The sequence below is a fragment of the Streptomyces sp. NPDC033131 genome (assembly GCF_055578365.1).
On the sequence record NZ_JBVIPA010000013.1, the window covers coordinates 66,139 to 83,245 of the forward strand.

The window sequence follows — 17,107 nt, forward strand, 5'->3', positions numbered from 1 at the left end:
GGCCCTGGGCCTGGGCCTGGGCCTGGGCCTGGGCCTGGGCCTGGGCCTGGGCCTGGGCCTGGGCCTGACCCTGGACCTGGCCCTGGACCTGGGCCTGGGCCTGGGCCTGAACCGGATCGGACGGGCGTCGCGCCACGGTTCGACGGCTTCGGCATGGACGTCGCGTACCGCACACGGACGCGGACGCCGGTGTCCGGCGTCGGATGTCACCACCTGCCCAGCGCCGAGGCCTTGGCGTAGTCGGGTGACGCCCCGGCCGTCACCGTCGCCCGAGGGCCGGACACCCGGGGCCCCGGTCTCGGGCGCGGCGCGTACAGGACTCGCTCGGCCCGCGCGGTTACCTGGTCCACGTCGCCCTGGGCAGCATCGTCGACGAACCGGCCCCGCTCGCGGCGGGGCAGGCGGGCCTGATCGCGGGAACGGCGGCGCTCGACGTCTTCGCCGACGAACCGAACGCGCCTCGGACGCTGCTGGAGTCGAACCGGGTGGTTCTGCTCCCGCGCATCGCCGGCGCCACAACGCGTGCGGCGATGGGGACCTGACGCTGCGCAACCTGCCGAGCTTCATGACCGAGGGCGTCCTGCCCACCGCCGTACCGGAGGCCGTCGCCTCCTGTACCGGGGAGGTGCGCGTCGGTGGCGGCGTCCGGCCGGCCCCGTCGCCCCCCGTCGTCGAGCGGTCCTGCCCATTGACACCACCGCGCGCCCGTGCGTACAACTGATGTCTACATATGCGAACATCAATTACGTATGAGGACGGTGGTATGGCGGGCAACCCCGAGCGCATCGTCGACGTAGTCGTGACGCCCGTGGCGTTCCGCGACCTGCCTCTGCTCAACTCGGTGGGCGTGCACGAGCCCTACGCGCTGCGCACCATCGTGGAGATCACCACGGGGAACGGGATCAGCGGCGTCGGTGAGACCTACGGCGGCACTCTGCACCTGGAGCGGCTGCGCCGTACGGCCGCCGAGCTGGTCGGCATGGACGTCTGGAGCCTCAATGACCTGATGAACCGCACCACGCGGGCACTGGGCGCCGACACCACAGGCGGCGACGGGATGGCCGGCATGGTCACCGGCAGCAGCACCGTGGACCGGGTCATGGCGCCGTTCGACGTGGCCTGTCTCGACATCCAGGGCAAGCTCGTGGGCCGGCCGGTCTGCGACCTGCTGGGAGGCGCGGTGCGCCCCTCCGTCCCCTACAGCGCGTACCTCTTCTACAAGTGGGCCGGGCACCCCGGCCAGGAGGACGACGACTGGGGCGCGGCCCTCGACCCGGCGGGGCTGGTCGCCCAGGCCCGGCGCATGATCGGCCAGTACGGCTTCTCCTCCATCAAGCTCAAGGGCGGCGTCTTCCCGCCGGACGAGGAGATCGCGGCGGTCAGAGCGCTGCGGACGGCCTTCCCGGACCACCCCCTGCGCCTCGACCCCAACGCCGTCTGGAGCACGGAGACGTCACTGCGTGTCGCCCGCGAACTGGACGGCGTTCTGCAGTACCTGGAGGACCCGACCCAGGGCATCGAGGGCATGGCAGCCGTGGCCGGACAGACCCCGACCCCGCTGGCGACCAACATGTGCGTGGTCTCCTTCGACGACCTCGCCCCGGCCGTGTCCGAGGGAGCGGTGGGCATCGTGCTGTCCGACCACCACTTCTGGGGCGGCCTGCGGCGCTGCGGGCAACTCTCGGCGATCTGCGGGACGTTCGGACTGGGCTTGTCCATGCACTCCAACTCGCACCTGGGCATCAGCCTCGCCGCGATGACCCACCTGGCGGCGGCCACTCCCCGGCTGACCTACGCCTGTGACACGCACTGGCCCTGGAAGCGCGCCGACGAGGACGTGGTGGACCCGGCCCCGCTGCGGTTCCGCGAAGGCGCCGTCGCCGTGCCGACCGCACCCGGCCTGGGCGTGGAGCTGGACCGGGACGCACTCGCCCGCCTCCACCGGCAGTACCTCGACTGCGGACTGCGCGACCGCGACGACACGGGATACATGCGCCGCTTCGACCCGTCCTTCTCACCCAAGACCCCCCGGTGGTGACCCCCTCGTGCGCATCATGCTCAATCACCGCATCCTGAGCCGGTTCCACGAGCCGCTCAAGGCGCGTACGGAAGGCAGTCACGACTGGCTGGACGCCTGCGACTGGGACGCGGCGCGCATCTCCGAGGCCCTCCCGGACGTCGAGGTCTACGTCGGCTCGCGACTGCGGGCCGAGGACGCCCGGCGGGCCGCGCGATTACGGCTCATCCATGTCGTCGGCGCCGGCTACGACGGCATCCCGCTGGCCGCGCTCGGCCCCGGAGTCACGGTGACCACCACCCACCACCACGGCCGCTCCATCGCCGAGTACGTCCTCATGTCCGTCCTCATGCTCTCCCGCGACGTGCTGGGCGCCGACCGCGCCCTGCGCCAGGGGCGATGGCGCAACATGGCCGTGGACCCCGGGCTCCCCTTCGGGACGACGCTGCGGGACCGCCGTGTGGGGATCATCGGGTTCGGCGAGACCGGCACCGAGGTCGCCCGGCTGTGTCAGGCGGTCGGCCTGCGGGTGCGCGCCGTGCGGCGCGACCCCTCCGCCCCGTTCCCGTCGGACCTGCGGCCCGACTGGGTCGGCGGGAACGACCGGCTGCCCGAACTCCTCACCGAGTCCGACGTCGTGGTCGTCACGGTCCCCCTGGACCCCACCACCCGCGGACTGATCGGACCGGCCGAACTGGCCGCCATGGGGCCCGGGTCCCTGCTGGTCAACGTGGCGCGGGGGCCGGTCGTGCAGGAGGAGGCGCTGTACGAGGCACTGCGCTCCGGTGTCATCGGCGGCGCCGCGCTCGACGTGTGGTGGTGCGGCCCGCCCCAGGCACCGAGCCGACTGCCCTTCCACGAGCTGCCCAACGTGCTGATGACTCCGCACCACTCGGGTCACACCACCGACACCTTCGCCGCGCGTGCGGCGGAGATCGCCGACAACATCGGGCGCCTGCGACGCGGAGAACCGCTCGTCAACGTGGTGCACGCCGGTGATCACCAGGCCGTGGAAGACGGCCGTTCGACAGCGACCCCTGCCACCTCTCCCACCTCCCCGACCCGTTAGGAATCGACTCGTGCTCGAAGGTGTTCTCTTCTTCCCCGTCACTCCCTTCACCACCACCGGTGACGTCGACCTCGATGCTCTGCACCGGCACGTCACGGCAGGGGTCGACGCCGGACCGGGCGGCGTGTTCGTGGCCTGCGGCACCGGCGAGTTCCACGCTCTGGACCGCGAGGAGTACGCCGCGGTCGTGCGCACCGCCGTCGACGCGGCGGCGGGACGGGTCCCGGTGTACGCGGGAGCCGGGGGCGCTCTGGGCCTGGCCCGGCAGTTCGCCCGTGCCGCGGCCGAGGCCGGCGCGGACGGCCTCCTGCTCATGCCGCCCTACCTGGTCGAGTCACCCGCCGCGGGGCTCGTCGCCTACGCCCGTGCGGTCGGCCAGGAGACGGACCTGCCGATGATCGTCTACAGCCGGGCGAACGCCCGCTTCGACGAGGCGTCGGCGGCGGAGGTGGCCCAGCTGCCGACCGTGACCGGCCTGAAGGACGGCACCGGCGACCTCGACCTCGTCGCGCGGATCGTCCCCGCCGTACGTGACGCGCTGAGCGCGTCCGGCAAGAGCTTCCAGTTCTTCAACGGCATGCCCACGGCTGAGGCGAGCCAACTGGCGTACCGGGCACTGGGCGTCGAGCTGTACTCCTCGGCCGCCTTCGCCTTCGCGCCGGACATCTCCCTCGCCTTCCACCGCGCCATCGAGGAGGGCGACCAGGCACGGGTCGACGCGCTGCAGCGGACCTTCTTCCATCCCCTGGTCCGACTGCGCCGACGGGTGCCGGGATACGCCGTGTCGCTGGTGAAGGCGGGCGTGACGCTCTCCGGGGTCAAGGCCGGTCCGGTCCGTCCGCCGCTGACGCCCCTCACCGACCCGGAGGTCGAGGAACTCGCCGCCATCATCGCCGAGGGACGTGCCGTACTCGGCTGACGGGCCGCTGCGGCACGGCCGGCGCCGGCACAGCCGATGCCGGGCGAGGACCGGTGCCTCGGCTGATGGTGTGGGAGGAGGAGTTGCGGGCCAATTCGGTGGAGGACAACGCCCAGGGGTACGGGCGGAACGTAGGGGGAGCCTTTTGCGAGCCGGGCAGTAGGTCAAAGGGCCGAGGCGTCGCCGCGGTGATCTTGACCGCCTTCCCGTGCGCCCGGCTCACGGAGGGCTTCGAGACGCTCTATGTGGTCCTCGCCCCACTGGCCAAGTGGGGTGAGAGCGGTAAGGAGCGAGTGGCCGAACTCGGTCAATGAGTACTCCACCTTCGGTGGCACCTGGTGATGGACCTCGCGGTGCACCAGGCCACTGGCCTCCAGCTCCCGCAGCTGCAGGATCAGCATCCGCTCACTGATGCCGACCACCGTCCGGCGTAACGTGCCGAAGCGCAGCGGCCCCTCCCCGAGCCAGAACAGGATCAATCCCTTCCATTTTCCTCCCATGACGTCGATGGCAGCGTCCAGGCCGCAGGTATAACTCCGCTTCCGCACCAGCACTCCCCCTAACAAAACTGTGGGTACCAGACAGAATTGTAGGTACTTGTAGAAATGTTGGTGGCGCCGCAGCATGGATCAGGCGTCGCACAAGGAGGGCAGCAACTCCGTGTGATGCCACGGAAATTCGACCCATAGTGCGCTTCAGATGCAGCGGCATCAGGCAGGAGTAAACCTATGACCGGGCACCACCGCACTCCCGTGACCGTCGCCGGGCTGGGCTCGATGGGCAGCGCATTGGCTGAGGCATTCATTGCCGCCGGACACCGGACCACCGTCTGGAACAGGACACCGTCGAAGGCCGTGCCGCTCGTGTCCAAGGGTGCTGTTCACGCGCAGACGATGGACGAGGCAGTCGCGGCGAGTCCGCTGGTCATCGTCTGTCTGACCACATACGAGAGCACCGTCGAGGCCCTGGAACCGGCCGCTGCCACGCTCGAGGGGCGGGCTCTGGTGAGCCTGAACAGCGGTTCGCCGGCCGGTGCCCGTCGGATGGCCGAATGGGCGCTCGGCCACGGGGCGCGATACCTCGGCGGGGCGATCAAGAACGTGCCGTCTGCCGTCGGAGCCGAGGACACCCTCCTGTACTACGGCGGCGACAGCACCGTCTTCGAGGAGTTCGCGTCGACGCTGCGGGTGTTGGGCGGTGACACCGTCTATCTCGGTACCGACGCCGATCTCGCCGCCTGGTACGAGATGGCGGTGGGTGGCACCCTGCTGCCTGCGCTCGTCGGCTTCTTCCAGGGTGCGGCAGCGGTGCAGGCGCGTGGACTTGAGGTGGCCTCAATGGTGCGGTTCACCATCAAGTGGTTCGATATGATCAACTCGGTGCTGCCGGTCTTCGCAGAGGAGATCGACCGCGGCGACTACAGCAAGCCTGCGTCCTCGGTAAGTCTGTTTCTGGCTGGAGCCGCGCATGACGAGGAACTCGGCAAGGAAGCGAACCTCGACATGGAGTGGCACAAGCCCTTCCATGACTTGCTTGAGCGAGCCGTCGAGGCGGGCTACGGCGACCACAGCATCTCCGCCCTGACGGAGGTACTCAAGCACCCGGCGCCGACCGCATAACCCGGCACCGCACGCAACGTGCGAGGAAGCGGAACAATCACCCAGCCACCCGGAGCGCAGGCCGGGCACGCTCAACTACAGCCGTCCCCCACCCCACCCCCGCGACACCGGCTGGGGTTGGGTATCCGAGAAAGGGTGGGGTCATGCCGGCCTACGTCTACCGCGTCACGAAGTACGATCCTGCTGACCGTGACGAACACGGGCACTACACGGGCGCCGAGGACACCCGCAGTGACCACGGCGAGGTCGAGGCGTCCTACCTCCAGGCGGTCGCGGCATTCGCCGCGGAAACCGGCGTCGGCCACTTGGTCATACGGGAGCCGCAAGTCTCGTCTTTTGTGCACTTCGGGCTTGAACCGGTGGTGGACGGCTTTGGACTGAAGGGCCTCTTCCCGTCCGCTCGGCATGGCTCGTCCGAGCCAGATGTCCCGCCCGGCTTCCACGACGGGGCACAGGTGCCGCTGAACACGGGCCTCGAACTGGTCAGGGGGATGCTCCGCGACAACGGGGCATGGTGCCGACTGGAAGTCGAGGACGTATTCACGGTTCACGTGGGCTGGGACCAGTACCTCTACATCGGCAGCAGCCGGCCCTGCGAGGCGGCTCTGGCGCAGACCAGTGCGCTGGGGCTGTTCCCTGAGCGCCTGGCGTCCTCCCCTTACGACATCAGCTGGGAGGTTGAGGGGACAGACCGTCCGCGGGCGGCTGACGACGCCTTCTGGGACGGGGTGCGCCGGGCGGTAGCCACCGGCCGCGTCGGGGTCCTGGAGGAGACCTACGTTGTAGGTGCCGCGCGCTGGCACCGTCTCACCTGCGACACCATCGACACGGTGCGCGCAGGCCTGGCACCCCGTGCTCGATTGGCCGCGTGGCCGCCCCTGTCCTCCGACATCGACTCAGTCCTTGCCTCCTTCCCCGCGGAGGGCCTCGTCGAAGGCGTCTGGCAGGACAGGGACGGCCGTATCCGCAGCGTCTTTTGCGACGAGACCGCCTTCCCCGAGCTGTCGTCCCTGATATCCGCTGCGACCGCGGCCTCGCTCAAGTCCGGGTATGCGGGCGAGGATCTGCCTCTCTGCACCGCTGTCATGCCGGACAGCGACGGAGTGGTACGGGTGCGGTGGCAGACCGACCTCACTGAGGACGATCAGGACGACTAGGCACTGTTTCCCAGATCATGTGCGAGGCCAGACCGTGAGGGCCGCGGGGCGGCCGCTTGTTGCGGTGCTCGCCGTCGAAGCCGATGGAACGACCGCCTCGGGAACCGGGGTTGCCGCGGTGCCGAGCCGGCTGATTGGCTGACCGGCATGACTGAGCTCGGAACCGTCGCACGGCGCCGAGCAGTGGTTCGGCGTGTAATCCTCGATCACTCCGTCCGATTGAGCCGGGACGTCTCCCACATCACCTTGGACCACACCACATCGAGCGAGGACCAGCCGTGACCCCGCATTCCCTGGCGTTCTACGTGGACGTCGTCACCACCGGCACCCTGCTCGGCGTGGGCTTCACGGATTCTCCCGACCACGTCACCGAGGTCCTTGGGTCGGACTTCGCCGAGGACACGTTCGGCGACCACAGCATGTGCCGTGACTACGGCCTCGCCGAGTTCTACTGGGACCGCGCTTCCGCCCACCACCCCTGGTCGGGCCACCACTTCACTCTGCAGGTGCACCGGCTCGCGTACCGGGACCGCACCCTCGTCAACAACACGCTTCGCGCCCGGTACGGGCGGTTCACTCCCAGACTTCGGTTCGAAAAGCTGCAACGTCTGCTGGTGCGCCGCGGTGTCCCCCTGTGGGAGATCCCGGAAATCCCGGCGAACGCCCCGTATTTCCGTACCTTCTGGCAGCCCGATTCCCACGTGGCCGTCTCCGTCATAGGCACCTACGGCGAGTACAGCACCCCGGACAATCTGCGGGTCGGCGACGTGTACAGCGTTCACGCCCCGGTGACTGCCGAGGAAGTGGAGTGGAGGAGGGCACAGGTCGGGTTTTGACCCTCCCGCCTCCGCGCAGCGGACCTACCCCATGAACGGCTGGTCGCGCAGGCCCCGGGCATACCAGTCCAGCCAGGTGCCGTCCGCTGCGCGAAGGCGCTCGCGGTGGACGACTCCCGCCCGGAGCGCCAATCACGGCACGCGTTCGGAGGGGCGGCGGCGGCCCGTTCTCACACCTGGCGTTTCCAGACCAGGTTCCAGCGTTCCGCGCGGGCGGCCTCGACCCCGGGGGCGGGCTGGGTGGGCCGTCCGGCGAGACTTGCCCCACATCCCGCGCAGAGCACGTGTGCCGTGAACCCGTCATGCCAGGACTTCGTACCGTGGTCCGCTCGGCAGACCGGGCATTCGGTCAGATCCCCCGAGGGGGCGCGCAGGATGCGGGGCATGACTGCCGTGAGCGGTTCGGCCGGGTGGAACTCCGGATCGGGGTACCAGAGCCGGCGTCGTGGCTCGGGTGGGTTGGCAGTGCGCATACCCGCGGCCTTCTGCGCACGGCGGCGGGCATGCCACTCACGAAACTGCCCCAGCCAGACTTCCCGCGCGGCGTGCAGTTCCTCGACTGCCCGCACCACCGCCTCCGAGTCCATCTCGGGCTGGGCCGGAATCCCGGCGCTGCGGCACAGGTGGTGATAGGTCGCGCGGAACCCGTAGGGGGCGAACTCCGTGATGCACGTGCGCAGTGCCCCGAAGCGCTGCACCGGTGAACGCGTACGGTCGTGCGTCCGCAGGTGATGTGTGGTGAAGCTCCCCATCATCCAAGCCTAACGAGCTTGTCCCATGGTGAGGGGAGAGGACCTGTCAGTTCTGCGCGTGTGCGATGGGGCGGCGGCCGCCCATCGGGCCGGCCGTGTTGCTCTCACCGGTTGGCTGTTCGTCGGGCGCTGCTCCGGCCCGCGGCGGTACCGGATACGGCCAGAACGGAAAGCAGGACGAGCGCGCCCGCTGGACCGAGCACGGTCCAGGGCGCCAGTTCCACGTACGGCTGGTTCTCCGACAGAAGGCGGCCCCATTCCGCGGTGGGCGGCTGCTCACCCAGTCCGAGGAAGCCGAGGGAGGCCAGTACGAGGACCGTGGTGGGCAGGCGCAGGAGGGCGTTGCGCAGTACGGCGGGCAGGGCTGCGGGCAGCAGGTGATGGCGGAGCAGATATCCCGGGCCGGCGCCGAAGGAGAGGGACGCGAGCATGTGGCCACTGGCTCGTTCCTGTTCGAGCAGGGCCGCGGCCTGTGCGGCGTAGGGCGTCCAGCCGACCAGGCAGACCGCACCCGCGGCACCCCACACGGACGGGCCGGTCACCGCGGTCGCCAGCATGCCGGCAAGGACTGCCGGCAGGGTCGACACCGTCTCCGTCAGGCCCGCCCCCACCTGAGCCGCCATGCCGAGCAACAGCCCGGTGGCGGTGCACACCGCCGTCACCGCGAAGGCCACGCCCACGGTACGCAGCGCCCCGTGGCCCAGCCTGGCCAGGAGATCACGGCCGAGCGCATCCGTGCCCAACGGGTGTGCGGGCGAGGGCGACAGCAGCCGTGCCGCCGTGTCCACGTGCAGAGGATCTCGGAGCAGTCCGGCGATGACCATGGTGAGCAGCGTGGCGGCGCAGGCTCCGGCGATCCAGTGACCGCGACGGCTTCGCGGGAGGGCCGGCGGGTGCAGGGCGGGCAGGGCCCCGTCCCGCAGAGCCGGGCCGAGCAGAGCGCGACGCACGGCCTGGATGAGCAGGCCGGCGGTGGTGCCGAGCAGGATCAGGACGAGGGCGGCGGTCTGCAGGGGCGGAAGTCCTGGGCGATGGCGGCGTCCAGGGCGAGGCGGCCGAGCCCCGGAATGTTGAAGATCTTCTCCACCGCGACGGCACCTCCGACCAACGACACGACGGTCGGCAGGAGTTGCGGGAGCAGTGGCTGGCGGGGGCGGCAGTGGCACTTCGAGCGCCGCAGCGGTCACGGGGAGCTCGCCCCGCACGTTTCCAGCACTCCGGTCCTGTGGTAATCCGCTTGAACTGCCGTCGGGCGGACATGCAGGCTTGCGCGGTGATTGTCGAACTGGCCCCCCGTTTTCTGACTTGGGACGATGTAGATCCTGCCCGTCATCCCTTCGACAGCGCGGCGGCGGCGAAGGTGGTGCGGTCGCTCGGGCCGGCCCGGAGGGTGCCCAGCCGCCCCGAAATCCCCCTCGGCGACCCGGCCATGCACGACTGGAGCTGGAACGAGGGCGAGCCCTGGGCCGACGCCATGTCATACGCCCTCGCCGAGCACTACGGCCGCTGGACCGTGGGCTGGCGCTGGTCGCACGACGAAGGGGACTTCGACGGAGGACCGGTCGGGAACTGGTGCTGCCCGCGGGACTCCATCACCGCCCCCGAGGAGACGCTCGACCGTGCCGTCACGGCACTGTGCGAATGGCGTGAGTGGCTGGAGAGCCTTGCCAGGTGGTTCGAGGCGTACCCGCTGGACCTGGCCGACGTCGGGGAGCAGCGGATCCTGTGGGAGCGCGCCGCCCGGAACCTCATCCTGCAGGTGACCGACCGCACCGGATGCGGCAGCGGCCGGCACGGGCACTGCCGTCAGGTGCTCACCTGGTTCCTCAGCCGCTGGGGCGTCGCACCCGACCTCGCGCAGGAGCTGGTCGATCAGGCCGTCGGCGGGCGGTTCGCGAGCTGGACCGGCCCCGACCCGGCGCTGGTCGAGGACGTCGCAGAGCATCTCGCGCTGTCGCTGCGGCCGGACGACGGCGCACGACCCACCGGGCCCGCACCGGATCATCTGCGCCGCTGGCTCGCGGTGCGCGAGACCGTGCCGTGGCACCAAGCCCCGGACGGTGGCGGAGACGAACCGGCGACCCCGTCACGCGACGGCGCGGCGGAGGACATCCGAGCCTTCGACGGCGCCCTGGACTCCGCCCGTGCAGAGGGCCTGCTCGCCGCCCTGGAGTTGCTGCGGGCGGACGCGGCGCACGGCGCCTTGCTGAACTTCGAACTGCTCAGGCGCTGCCAGCAACACGTCCTGGGCACACCGCAGGCGCCGCCGTTCCGCGACCTGCCGGCCTTCGCCAAGTCAGGCCGGGAACGCTACGGCATCGGTCCGGACACCCGAGCCCGCCTCGACGCCTGCCTGGCCGAGAGCGCGCAGGACGCCGAGCGGCCCCTTGCCCTCACCGCCCGGGCCGCACGCGCCTACCTCGACGTCTGCTTCTTCCACCCCTTCGACGACGGCAACGCCCGATCCGCCTTCCTCGCCCTCGTCTTCGTCCTCGCCCGCGCAGGCGTCGCGCTCGACGGCGTCAGCCTGCTGCGCCGGGTCACCTTCCAGGCCGACGAGCCCCGGGACGCACTGACCCTCGCCCGGTACATCGACATCCACCTCGTGGAGACCCGACGCAACACCACGTCTGCCGACTCCTAGCGGCTGCGCTCACGACGACGGCCCCTGTGGCGGCCGTCCCCCGGTTCCACGCCCGCGAAGGCCGGCTGAGTCTCCTGCGGGACTCGGGGACCGCGCTCGGATCTGCCTGCGCCGAGGTCACCTCTTCCAGTAGCGGATGTTGCGGAAGCGGGCCTCGGCACGGCCGGAGCCGTGGTGGTACACGCCGTTCTTGAAGTAGCGGGTGGCGGGGCCCCGGTCGTCGACCGTCAGGACGAGGGAGTCGTCGAAGTAGACCTTGATGGTCCCGGTCCCGCTGCTCGCCTGGTGGGCGATCTTCACGTTGAACCAGGTGTCGTAGGCATTCGTCTTGAGCACCGTGCCGTTGTAGCGCCGCACGGTCCCGCCGTTGGTGTTGTAGGCGTTGAGCATGATGTCGGTGGCGGGGGTGCCCGAGGGGCGGACGCTCCGCAGGGTCTGCACGAAGGAGGCTCCGTCGGTGCCGGACGGGATGTAGACGTCGGCGTCCCACATGTGGTTGCCGGTGGTGTAGTCGGCCCTCCAGCGCATCTCGGTGCGTGGGTCGGTCGAACTGCCCTGCTCGAACGGCTCGTCGGTGGCGTACACCCACATGCGGTGGACGCCGCCGCTGTGGCTGTGCCGGTCGCCGAGGTCGAGGTTCCAGGGCTTCTGCCAGCTGTAGGTGAACGAGGTCTGCGTCCAGCCGTCGGTCGGGTCGGCGGCCGGCGCGGCACCGGCGAGCGGGGCCGGCGACAGGGCGAGCGTGGCGCCTCCGGCCAGTAGGCCGGCTCCTGTGCGTAAGACGGATCTCCTGTTCATCGTGTGTCCTTCCGGTGAGGGAGAAGGCTGCGGAATGCGAACGCAGGCAACCCCAATACATCGGAGGAGTCAAGGCCTTCGACCAAGGAGGACGATGTGGGCGTGAAGTCCGAATCCGCCCATCGACGCGCAGGGTCTGGCCGAAAATACGGGACTGTTAAGGTCATTGACAGATGCATGGCACATGCTTAGGTTCCCGATACACCCGATGTATCGATGATCCGTCAGGTCTGGAGGACGATGATGACCTCGCAGCCGGGGAAGCATGCGCCGGTGCCCCGCAGAGCCGTACTCGGCACCGCGCTGGGCGGAGCGGCAGCGGCGGCCCTGCCCGGAACGGCACACGCCGAACAGCCCTTGTCAGCCGAGCAGTCGGCAGACGCCATGCCAGTGGCCGCGGGCGGCAGACGCCCCTGGAGACTCCGCGACACCATGACCACCGACCGCGCCTGGGACACGTTCCTGCGCGGCCAGGACCTGCTGTGGACCAGGCTGCCCACCCGCTGGTACGAAGGCCCGTTCCTCGGCGACGGACTGCTCGGCAGCATGGTCTACCAGGAGCCGGGCGCCAACCGGATCCGCTTCACCGTCCAGCACGGACGTGTCCAGGACCACCGGCCCGAGCTGGGCAGCAGCTGGGGCACCTGCCGCCTGCCGGTCGGACACCTCACCCTCGATCCGGTCGGCACCATCACCTCCGTCGACTGGCGGCTGAGCCTGTGGAACGCCGAGCTCACCGGTACCGTCACCACCACCGCGGGCACCCTCACCCTCGCCGCTCTCATCCACGACGAGGTTTTCGCCGCCCGTGTGACGGCCGACGGCGGCGAACAGGTCACGTGGACGTTCCACCCCGAGGAGGCGATGAGCCCCCGGCGCATCAGCGAGGCCCCGCCCGCCGACTACACCGTCAACCCGCCCTGGACCACCCGCACCGCCCCCGACGGTACCGAGCAGGTGCTCCAACCCCTCGTCGGCGGCGGCCAGACCGCCACCGCGTACCGCCGCGCCGGCGACGATCTGCTGCTCAGTGTCGGACACAGCTTCCCCTCCGACACCGCCGCCGAGGCCGCCTCACTGCGTAACCTCCGGCGCGCCACGTCGTACAGGGCCCTCAGGCGACGGCACACCCCCTGGTGGCACGCCTTCTACCAGAAGAGCTTCGCCTCCCTCCCCGATGAGCGCCTGCAGAGCTTCTACTGGATCCAGCTCTACAAGGTGGCCTCCGCCAGTCGCGCGGGCGGCCCCGTCATGGCCACCTCCGGGCCGTGGCTGGAGCCCACACCCTGGCCCGCCGTCTGGTGGAACCTCAACGTCCAGCTGGAGTACTGGCTCATCCACGGCGCCAACCACCTGGAGCTCGACTCGCTCGCCACCACGCTGCGGCAGAACCAGGAACAGCTCATCGCCAACGTGCCGGCCGCCTACCGTTCGGACAGCTCCGGTGTCGGCCGCAGCTCGGACATGTTCGCCACCCGCGCTGTCGCGGTGCCGGGCGCCGGGAACGAAGCCGGCAATCTCACCTGGGCACTGCACAACGTGTGGCTGTCCTACCGGCACTCCATGGACGAGTCGCTGCTGCGCGACACGGTCTTCCCGGTGCTCCGCCGGGCGATCAACTACTACCTGCACTTCCTCACCCCGGGCAGCGACGGCAAGCTCCACCTGCCGAGCACGCTCTCCCCCGAGTACCCGGTGGTGCCACCGCAGGACACCAACTACGACCTCGCTCTGATCCGCTGGGGCTGCCAGACCCTCATCGAGTCGGCGGAAGTGCTCGGCGTCGACGACGAGTTGGTCCCGCGCTGGCGGGAGGTGCTGGCCAAGCTCACGCCGTACCCGGTCGACGACAACGGCTTCATGATCGGCGCCGGCACCCCGTACGCCCAGTCGCACCGCCACTACTCGCACCTGCTGATGGTGTACCCGCTGTACCTCGTCAACTGGGAGCAGCCCGAGAACCGCGACCTGATCACGAAGTCGGTGGTCCGCTGGCAGGCGCTGGCCGGCGCCCACCGGGGCTACAGCTACACCGGGGCCGCCTCCATGTACGCCATGACCGGCGACGGCGACACCGCGATCACCTACCTGCGGAAGTTCTTCGACCCCACCACCCGCTACCCGTGCCAGGCCAACACGCACTACACCGAGGCCGGTCCGGTCATCGAGACGCCGCTGTCCGCCTCGCAGTCCCTGCACGACATGTTCTGCCAGAGCTGGGGCGGCGTCATCCGCGTGTTCCCGGCCGTCCCGTCCGCCTGGGCGGACGTCACCCTGCACGACTTCCGTACCCAGGGCGCTTTCCTGGTCAGCGCCGTCCGTAAGGCGGGGGCGACCCGGTTCATCCGCGTCAGGAGCCTGGCGGGCGAGCCGCTCAGACTCCGCCACGGCCTCAGCGGGCCCCTCACCGTGCTGCTGGACGACGGCACCCCGGCCCGCACCCAGGACCTGGGCGACGGCACTCTCGCCATCGACCTGCCCCGGGGCCGCGAGGTGCTCGTCCACTCCGGCAGACGGCCCGACCTCACCATCGCGCCCGTCGCCGTCAGCGAACCCGGCCCGGCCTGGGGCCTGCCGTAGCGCATGCACCCATCCAGGGACCCGTCCGGCCGCCGTTGCATCCCGCACCCCGGTGAGCCGGGCACGACCTCGACCGACACCCCACCTCATCCCCCGGGAGGGCCCCATGGCGGTTCCGATCAGAACCGCGGTCGCCGCGCTCTGCGCCGGACTGATGGCCACACTCTTCACGACCGTGCCCGCGCGGGCCGACCAGGACGCCGGTACCGCCGGGCGCGTCTGGGCGGTGTCCGGCCCCGAGCGCGCGGCGGCGCGTGAACCCCGCGCGCAGGTGTCCCTGGACGCGACCGCCGGCACGCTGAGCCTGTCGGTGTCCCGCGGCGGCCGGACGGTCATCGAGCCGTCACCCGTCGGCATCGTCACCGAACGGGCCGACCTGTCCAAGGGCCTGCGCTTCCTGCACCGCAAGGACCGGCTCGTCGACGAGCGGTACCGGACCAAGTCCGGCAAACGGCTGGAACGCCGGGCCCTCATGAACGAAACCCGCCTCTCGTTCGCCACCTCCTCCGGCGCCCGCCTCGACCTCGTCGTCCGCGCCTCCGCCGATGGCGTCGCCTACCGGTACGTCCTGCCCGCCGGGTACGGCGACGTGCTCGGCGAGACCTCCGCGTTCAACCTGACGCCCGACGCGAGCGCGTGGCTCGGCACCTACCGGGCCGACAACGAGGGCCGGTTCGCCCAGTACACCGCCGCGACCGCCCCCACCGGCGCGTACTCGCACCAGGCGCTGTTCGCGACGGACGGCGGATACACCCTGCTCGCCGAGTCCGACCTCACCGGCGCGTACTCCGGCGCCCGGCTCGCTCACGACCAGGGCACCGGCACCTACCGGATCAAGCTCGCCGACGACCGGGTCCGGACCGACGGTCCGCTCGCCACTCCCTGGCGGGCCATGGTGACCGGCGACCTCGCCACCGTCACCCGGTCCACCTTCACCGACGATCTCGCCCCCGCCTCCCAGGTCGCCGACTCCTCGTGGGTCCGGCCCGGCACGGTGCTGTGGACCTGGCTCGCCGGCGGCCGCGAGGCCGGTCAGAGCCTCGCGGCGCAGAAGGCGTACGTCGACTACGCCGCCGAGCGGAACTGGCCCTACGAGGCCGTCGACGCCGGCTGGTACTTCAAGGCCGACGAGTGGGACACCACCGACCCGAACTGGCAGACCAACAGCTGGATGCCCGAACTCGTCGACCACGCCCGATCCAAGGGCGTCGGGATCATCGTCTGGATCCACCAGCGCGACCTCGACACGCCCGAGGAACGTGCCCAGTGGCTGCCCACTCTGGAGCGGTGGGGCGTCAAGGGCGTCAAGATCGACTTCATGGACTCGGAAGCACAGTCCACGCTCCAGTGGTACGACGTCATCCTCCGGGAGACGGCCGCCCACCACCTCATGGTCAACTTCCACGGCTCCACCATCCCCAAGGGCATCCAGCGCACCTGGCCGCAGGTCATGACCCTGGAGGGCGTCAGCGGCGAGGAGAAGCGCACCAACACCGCCGCCCACCTCACCACCCTGCCCTTCACCCGCAACGTCATCGGCTCCATGGACTTCACCCCCGGCGCCTTCCAGCGAGTGGGCCTGCGCCCCAACTCGGACGCGGCCGAGGTCGGGCTCAGTGTCGCCTACGAGTCGGGTCAGCAGATGTTCGCCGGCACCCCCGAGTCGTACGACGCCCGGCCGCTCGCCCGTGACTTCTTCGACCAGGTCCCCGCCGCCTGGGACGACACCCGGCTGCTCGCCGGCCTGCCCGGCCAGGAGGCCGTCCTCGCCCGCCGCAGCGGCGACCGCTGGTTCCTGGGCGGGGTGTACGCCGGCGCCGCCCGCACGGCCGGAGTGCCGCTGGCCTTCGGCCCCGGTCGGTGGCTGGTCGAGACGGTCCGGGACGGCGCCGACGGGCTCGTGAAGGACCGTCAGGTGCTGCGCGGCGGTGACACGCTCAGCGTCGACGTCGTCGACAGCGGAGGCTTCGCCGGGATCGCCTGCCCCTGGCGCCCCGGCCTCACCACCTGCTACCGCTGAGCGCTCCGCCCACCGCGGGGCGAACTGCCCGCCCCGCGGTGGGCGTCCGCCCCGGCCGTGTCGGCCGAGACCATGACGGCACTGCTCAACCTGCTGCGGACGGAGATCAGCGCCGCCCAGCGCCACGGCGACATCGACAGCGCTGCGGATCCGGAGCGGTTGGCGGCACTGCTGCTTACGGTGGTCCGCGGTATAGAGGCGGTAGGCAAGGCCGGTCTGGACCCGGAGACGCTGCGGAACATCGCAGACACCGCACTGACGGTCCTGCCCATGCCCGAGGGACAGAAGCGCCTCGCAACCGGGCACGGTCCGGCCCGCGAAAACTATCGTGGCGCCTTCAAGGCCACATGACCCGCCGGACACCGCCCGGGCACCGCTGCACCGACCCCCGTCAGCGCCGCTGTGAGGCTTCCCGGCGGCTGATCACCAGTCATCCCGCCGGGGCGGAAACACAACACCGCACAGACCTGCGCGCCCGCACTGCTCGTCATCAGTGACCGGGCGCTGAGGCATGCGCCTTTCGCCGACCCTCGCAGGCGCCTCCGGCCGTGCAGGCGATCTCGAAGTGCGCCCCCATTCGGTCTCGTTCGAGTTTGCCCATGCACGCCTCTTCCCGCACCGAAGCCAACATGGCATGCTCACGCCACTGCACAGCCATGAACGTTGTTCATCTACATGAATTCTTGTGGAGGAGCG

14 protein-coding genes and 1 pseudogene are annotated in these 17,107 nt (G+C 70.4%); 11 read left to right on the forward strand and 4 right to left on the reverse strand.

Features of this window, described 5'->3' with window-relative positions:
• The first annotated feature begins 365 nt into the window (after positions 1-365).
• The 4 genes from ACZ5XS_RS18610 (at position 366) to ACZ5XS_RS18625 (ending at position 4,005) form a co-directional block, all read left to right on the forward strand.
• A complete protein-coding gene (locus ACZ5XS_RS18610; RefSeq protein WP_468652787.1) occupies positions 366-542 on the forward strand; it encodes a hypothetical protein in 177 nt (58 codons plus the stop codon).
• Between the two features lie 221 nt (positions 543-763).
• Positions 764-2,038, forward strand: coding sequence for a glucarate dehydratase family protein (locus ACZ5XS_RS18615; RefSeq protein WP_468652533.1), 1,275 nt, complete (start codon positions 764-766; stop codon positions 2,036-2,038).
• 16 nt (positions 2,039-2,054) lie between these two features.
• Positions 2,055-3,086: a 2-hydroxyacid dehydrogenase gene (locus tag ACZ5XS_RS18620; RefSeq protein ID WP_468652535.1), complete on the forward strand. Its 1,032-nt coding sequence runs from the start codon at positions 2,055-2,057 to the stop codon at positions 3,084-3,086.
• Between the two features lie 10 nt (positions 3,087-3,096).
• Positions 3,097-4,005 carry a 5-dehydro-4-deoxyglucarate dehydratase gene (locus ACZ5XS_RS18625; RefSeq protein WP_468652537.1) on the forward strand — a complete coding sequence of 303 codons (909 nt, stop codon included), beginning with the start codon at positions 3,097-3,099 and terminating at the stop codon, positions 4,003-4,005.
• Positions 4,006-4,169: 164 nt separating this feature from the next.
• Here ACZ5XS_RS18625 and ACZ5XS_RS18630 read toward each other — a convergent pair whose 3' ends face one another.
• Complete coding sequence (locus ACZ5XS_RS18630) at positions 4,170-4,505, reverse strand: winged helix-turn-helix transcriptional regulator (protein ID WP_468652788.1); 336 nt, start codon at positions 4,503-4,505, stop codon at positions 4,170-4,172.
• 228 nt (positions 4,506-4,733) lie between these two features.
• Between ACZ5XS_RS18630 and ACZ5XS_RS18635 the strand changes: the two genes are divergently transcribed.
• The 3 genes from ACZ5XS_RS18635 to ACZ5XS_RS18645 all read left to right on the forward strand — a co-directional run bounded on the left by ACZ5XS_RS18635 (position 4,734) and on the right by ACZ5XS_RS18645 (position 7,617).
• Positions 4,734-5,624, forward strand: coding sequence for an NAD(P)-dependent oxidoreductase (locus ACZ5XS_RS18635; RefSeq protein WP_468652539.1), 891 nt, complete (start codon positions 4,734-4,736; stop codon positions 5,622-5,624).
• A gap of 143 nt (positions 5,625-5,767) precedes the next feature.
• Positions 5,768-6,781, forward strand: a complete 1,014-nt coding sequence (locus ACZ5XS_RS18640) for an RNA-binding protein (RefSeq protein WP_468652541.1) — start codon at positions 5,768-5,770, stop codon at positions 6,779-6,781.
• 278 nt (positions 6,782-7,059) lie between these two features.
• The gene (locus ACZ5XS_RS18645; protein WP_468652543.1) at positions 7,060-7,617 is read left to right on the forward strand and encodes a hypothetical protein; all 558 of its coding nucleotides are present in this window, start codon (positions 7,060-7,062) and stop codon (positions 7,615-7,617) included.
• 170 nt (positions 7,618-7,787) lie between these two features.
• Here ACZ5XS_RS18645 and ACZ5XS_RS18650 read toward each other — a convergent pair whose 3' ends face one another.
• Both ACZ5XS_RS18650 and ACZ5XS_RS18655 read right to left on the reverse strand, forming a co-directional pair.
• The gene (locus tag ACZ5XS_RS18650; RefSeq protein ID WP_468652545.1) at positions 7,788-8,315 is read right to left on the reverse strand and encodes a hypothetical protein; all 528 of its coding nucleotides are present in this window, start codon (positions 8,313-8,315) and stop codon (positions 7,788-7,790) included.
• A gap of 158 nt (positions 8,316-8,473) precedes the next feature.
• Positions 8,474-9,510 (reverse strand): annotated as a pseudogene (locus tag ACZ5XS_RS18655) (ABC transporter permease); the annotation flags it as partial.
• Between the two features lie 117 nt (positions 9,511-9,627).
• Here ACZ5XS_RS18655 and ACZ5XS_RS18660 point away from each other — a divergent pair.
• Positions 9,628-11,013 (forward strand): Fic family protein, encoded by a 1,386-nt coding sequence (locus ACZ5XS_RS18660; RefSeq protein WP_468652790.1) that lies wholly within the window; start codon positions 9,628-9,630, stop codon positions 11,011-11,013.
• A 117-nt stretch (positions 11,014-11,130) separates the two neighbouring features.
• On the opposite strand, the gene ACZ5XS_RS18665 is transcribed toward ACZ5XS_RS18660, so the two are convergent.
• Positions 11,131-11,811 (reverse strand): polysaccharide lyase family 7 protein, encoded by a 681-nt coding sequence (locus ACZ5XS_RS18665; RefSeq protein WP_468652547.1) that lies wholly within the window; start codon positions 11,809-11,811, stop codon positions 11,131-11,133.
• Between the two features lie 243 nt (positions 11,812-12,054).
• Between ACZ5XS_RS18665 and ACZ5XS_RS18670 the strand changes: the two genes are divergently transcribed.
• The 3 genes from ACZ5XS_RS18670 to ACZ5XS_RS18680 all read left to right on the forward strand — a co-directional run bounded on the left by ACZ5XS_RS18670 (position 12,055) and on the right by ACZ5XS_RS18680 (position 16,762).
• Positions 12,055-14,391: a glycosyl hydrolase family 95 catalytic domain-containing protein gene (locus ACZ5XS_RS18670; protein WP_468652792.1), complete on the forward strand. Its 2,337-nt coding sequence runs from the start codon at positions 12,055-12,057 to the stop codon at positions 14,389-14,391.
• A gap of 106 nt (positions 14,392-14,497) precedes the next feature.
• A complete protein-coding gene (locus tag ACZ5XS_RS18675) occupies positions 14,498-16,411 on the forward strand; it encodes a glycoside hydrolase family 97 protein (protein ID WP_468652549.1) in 1,914 nt (637 codons plus the stop codon).
• A 57-nt stretch (positions 16,412-16,468) separates the two neighbouring features.
• Positions 16,469-16,762 (forward strand): hypothetical protein, encoded by a 294-nt coding sequence (locus ACZ5XS_RS18680; protein WP_468652551.1) that lies wholly within the window; start codon positions 16,469-16,471, stop codon positions 16,760-16,762.
• Positions 16,763-17,107: the final 345 nt, after the last annotated feature.

Bases quoted from the DNA above. Each gene is read 5' to 3' on its own strand.
- ACZ5XS_RS18630 (WP_468652788.1), bottom strand. From the start codon at position 4,505: ATGGGAGGAAAATGGAAGGGATTGATCCTGTTCTGGCTCGGGGAGGGG.
- ACZ5XS_RS18640 (WP_468652541.1), top strand. From the start codon at position 5,768: ATGCCGGCCTACGTCTACCGCGTCACGAAGTACGATCCTGCTGACCGT.
- ACZ5XS_RS18670 (WP_468652792.1), top strand. From the start codon at position 12,055: ATGACCTCGCAGCCGGGGAAGCATGCGCCGGTGCCCCGCAGAGCCGTA.
- ACZ5XS_RS18675 (WP_468652549.1), top strand. From the start codon at position 14,498: ATGGCGGTTCCGATCAGAACCGCGGTCGCCGCGCTCTGCGCCGGACTG.
- ACZ5XS_RS18665 (WP_468652547.1), bottom strand. From the start codon at position 11,811: ATGAACAGGAGATCCGTCTTACGCACAGGAGCCGGCCTACTGGCCGGA.
- ACZ5XS_RS18635 (WP_468652539.1), top strand. From the start codon at position 4,734: ATGACCGGGCACCACCGCACTCCCGTGACCGTCGCCGGGCTGGGCTCG.
- ACZ5XS_RS18615 (WP_468652533.1), top strand. From the start codon at position 764: ATGGCGGGCAACCCCGAGCGCATCGTCGACGTAGTCGTGACGCCCGTG.
- ACZ5XS_RS18620 (WP_468652535.1), top strand. From the start codon at position 2,055: ATGCTCAATCACCGCATCCTGAGCCGGTTCCACGAGCCGCTCAAGGCG.
- ACZ5XS_RS18660 (WP_468652790.1), top strand. From the start codon at position 9,628: ATGCAGGCTTGCGCGGTGATTGTCGAACTGGCCCCCCGTTTTCTGACT.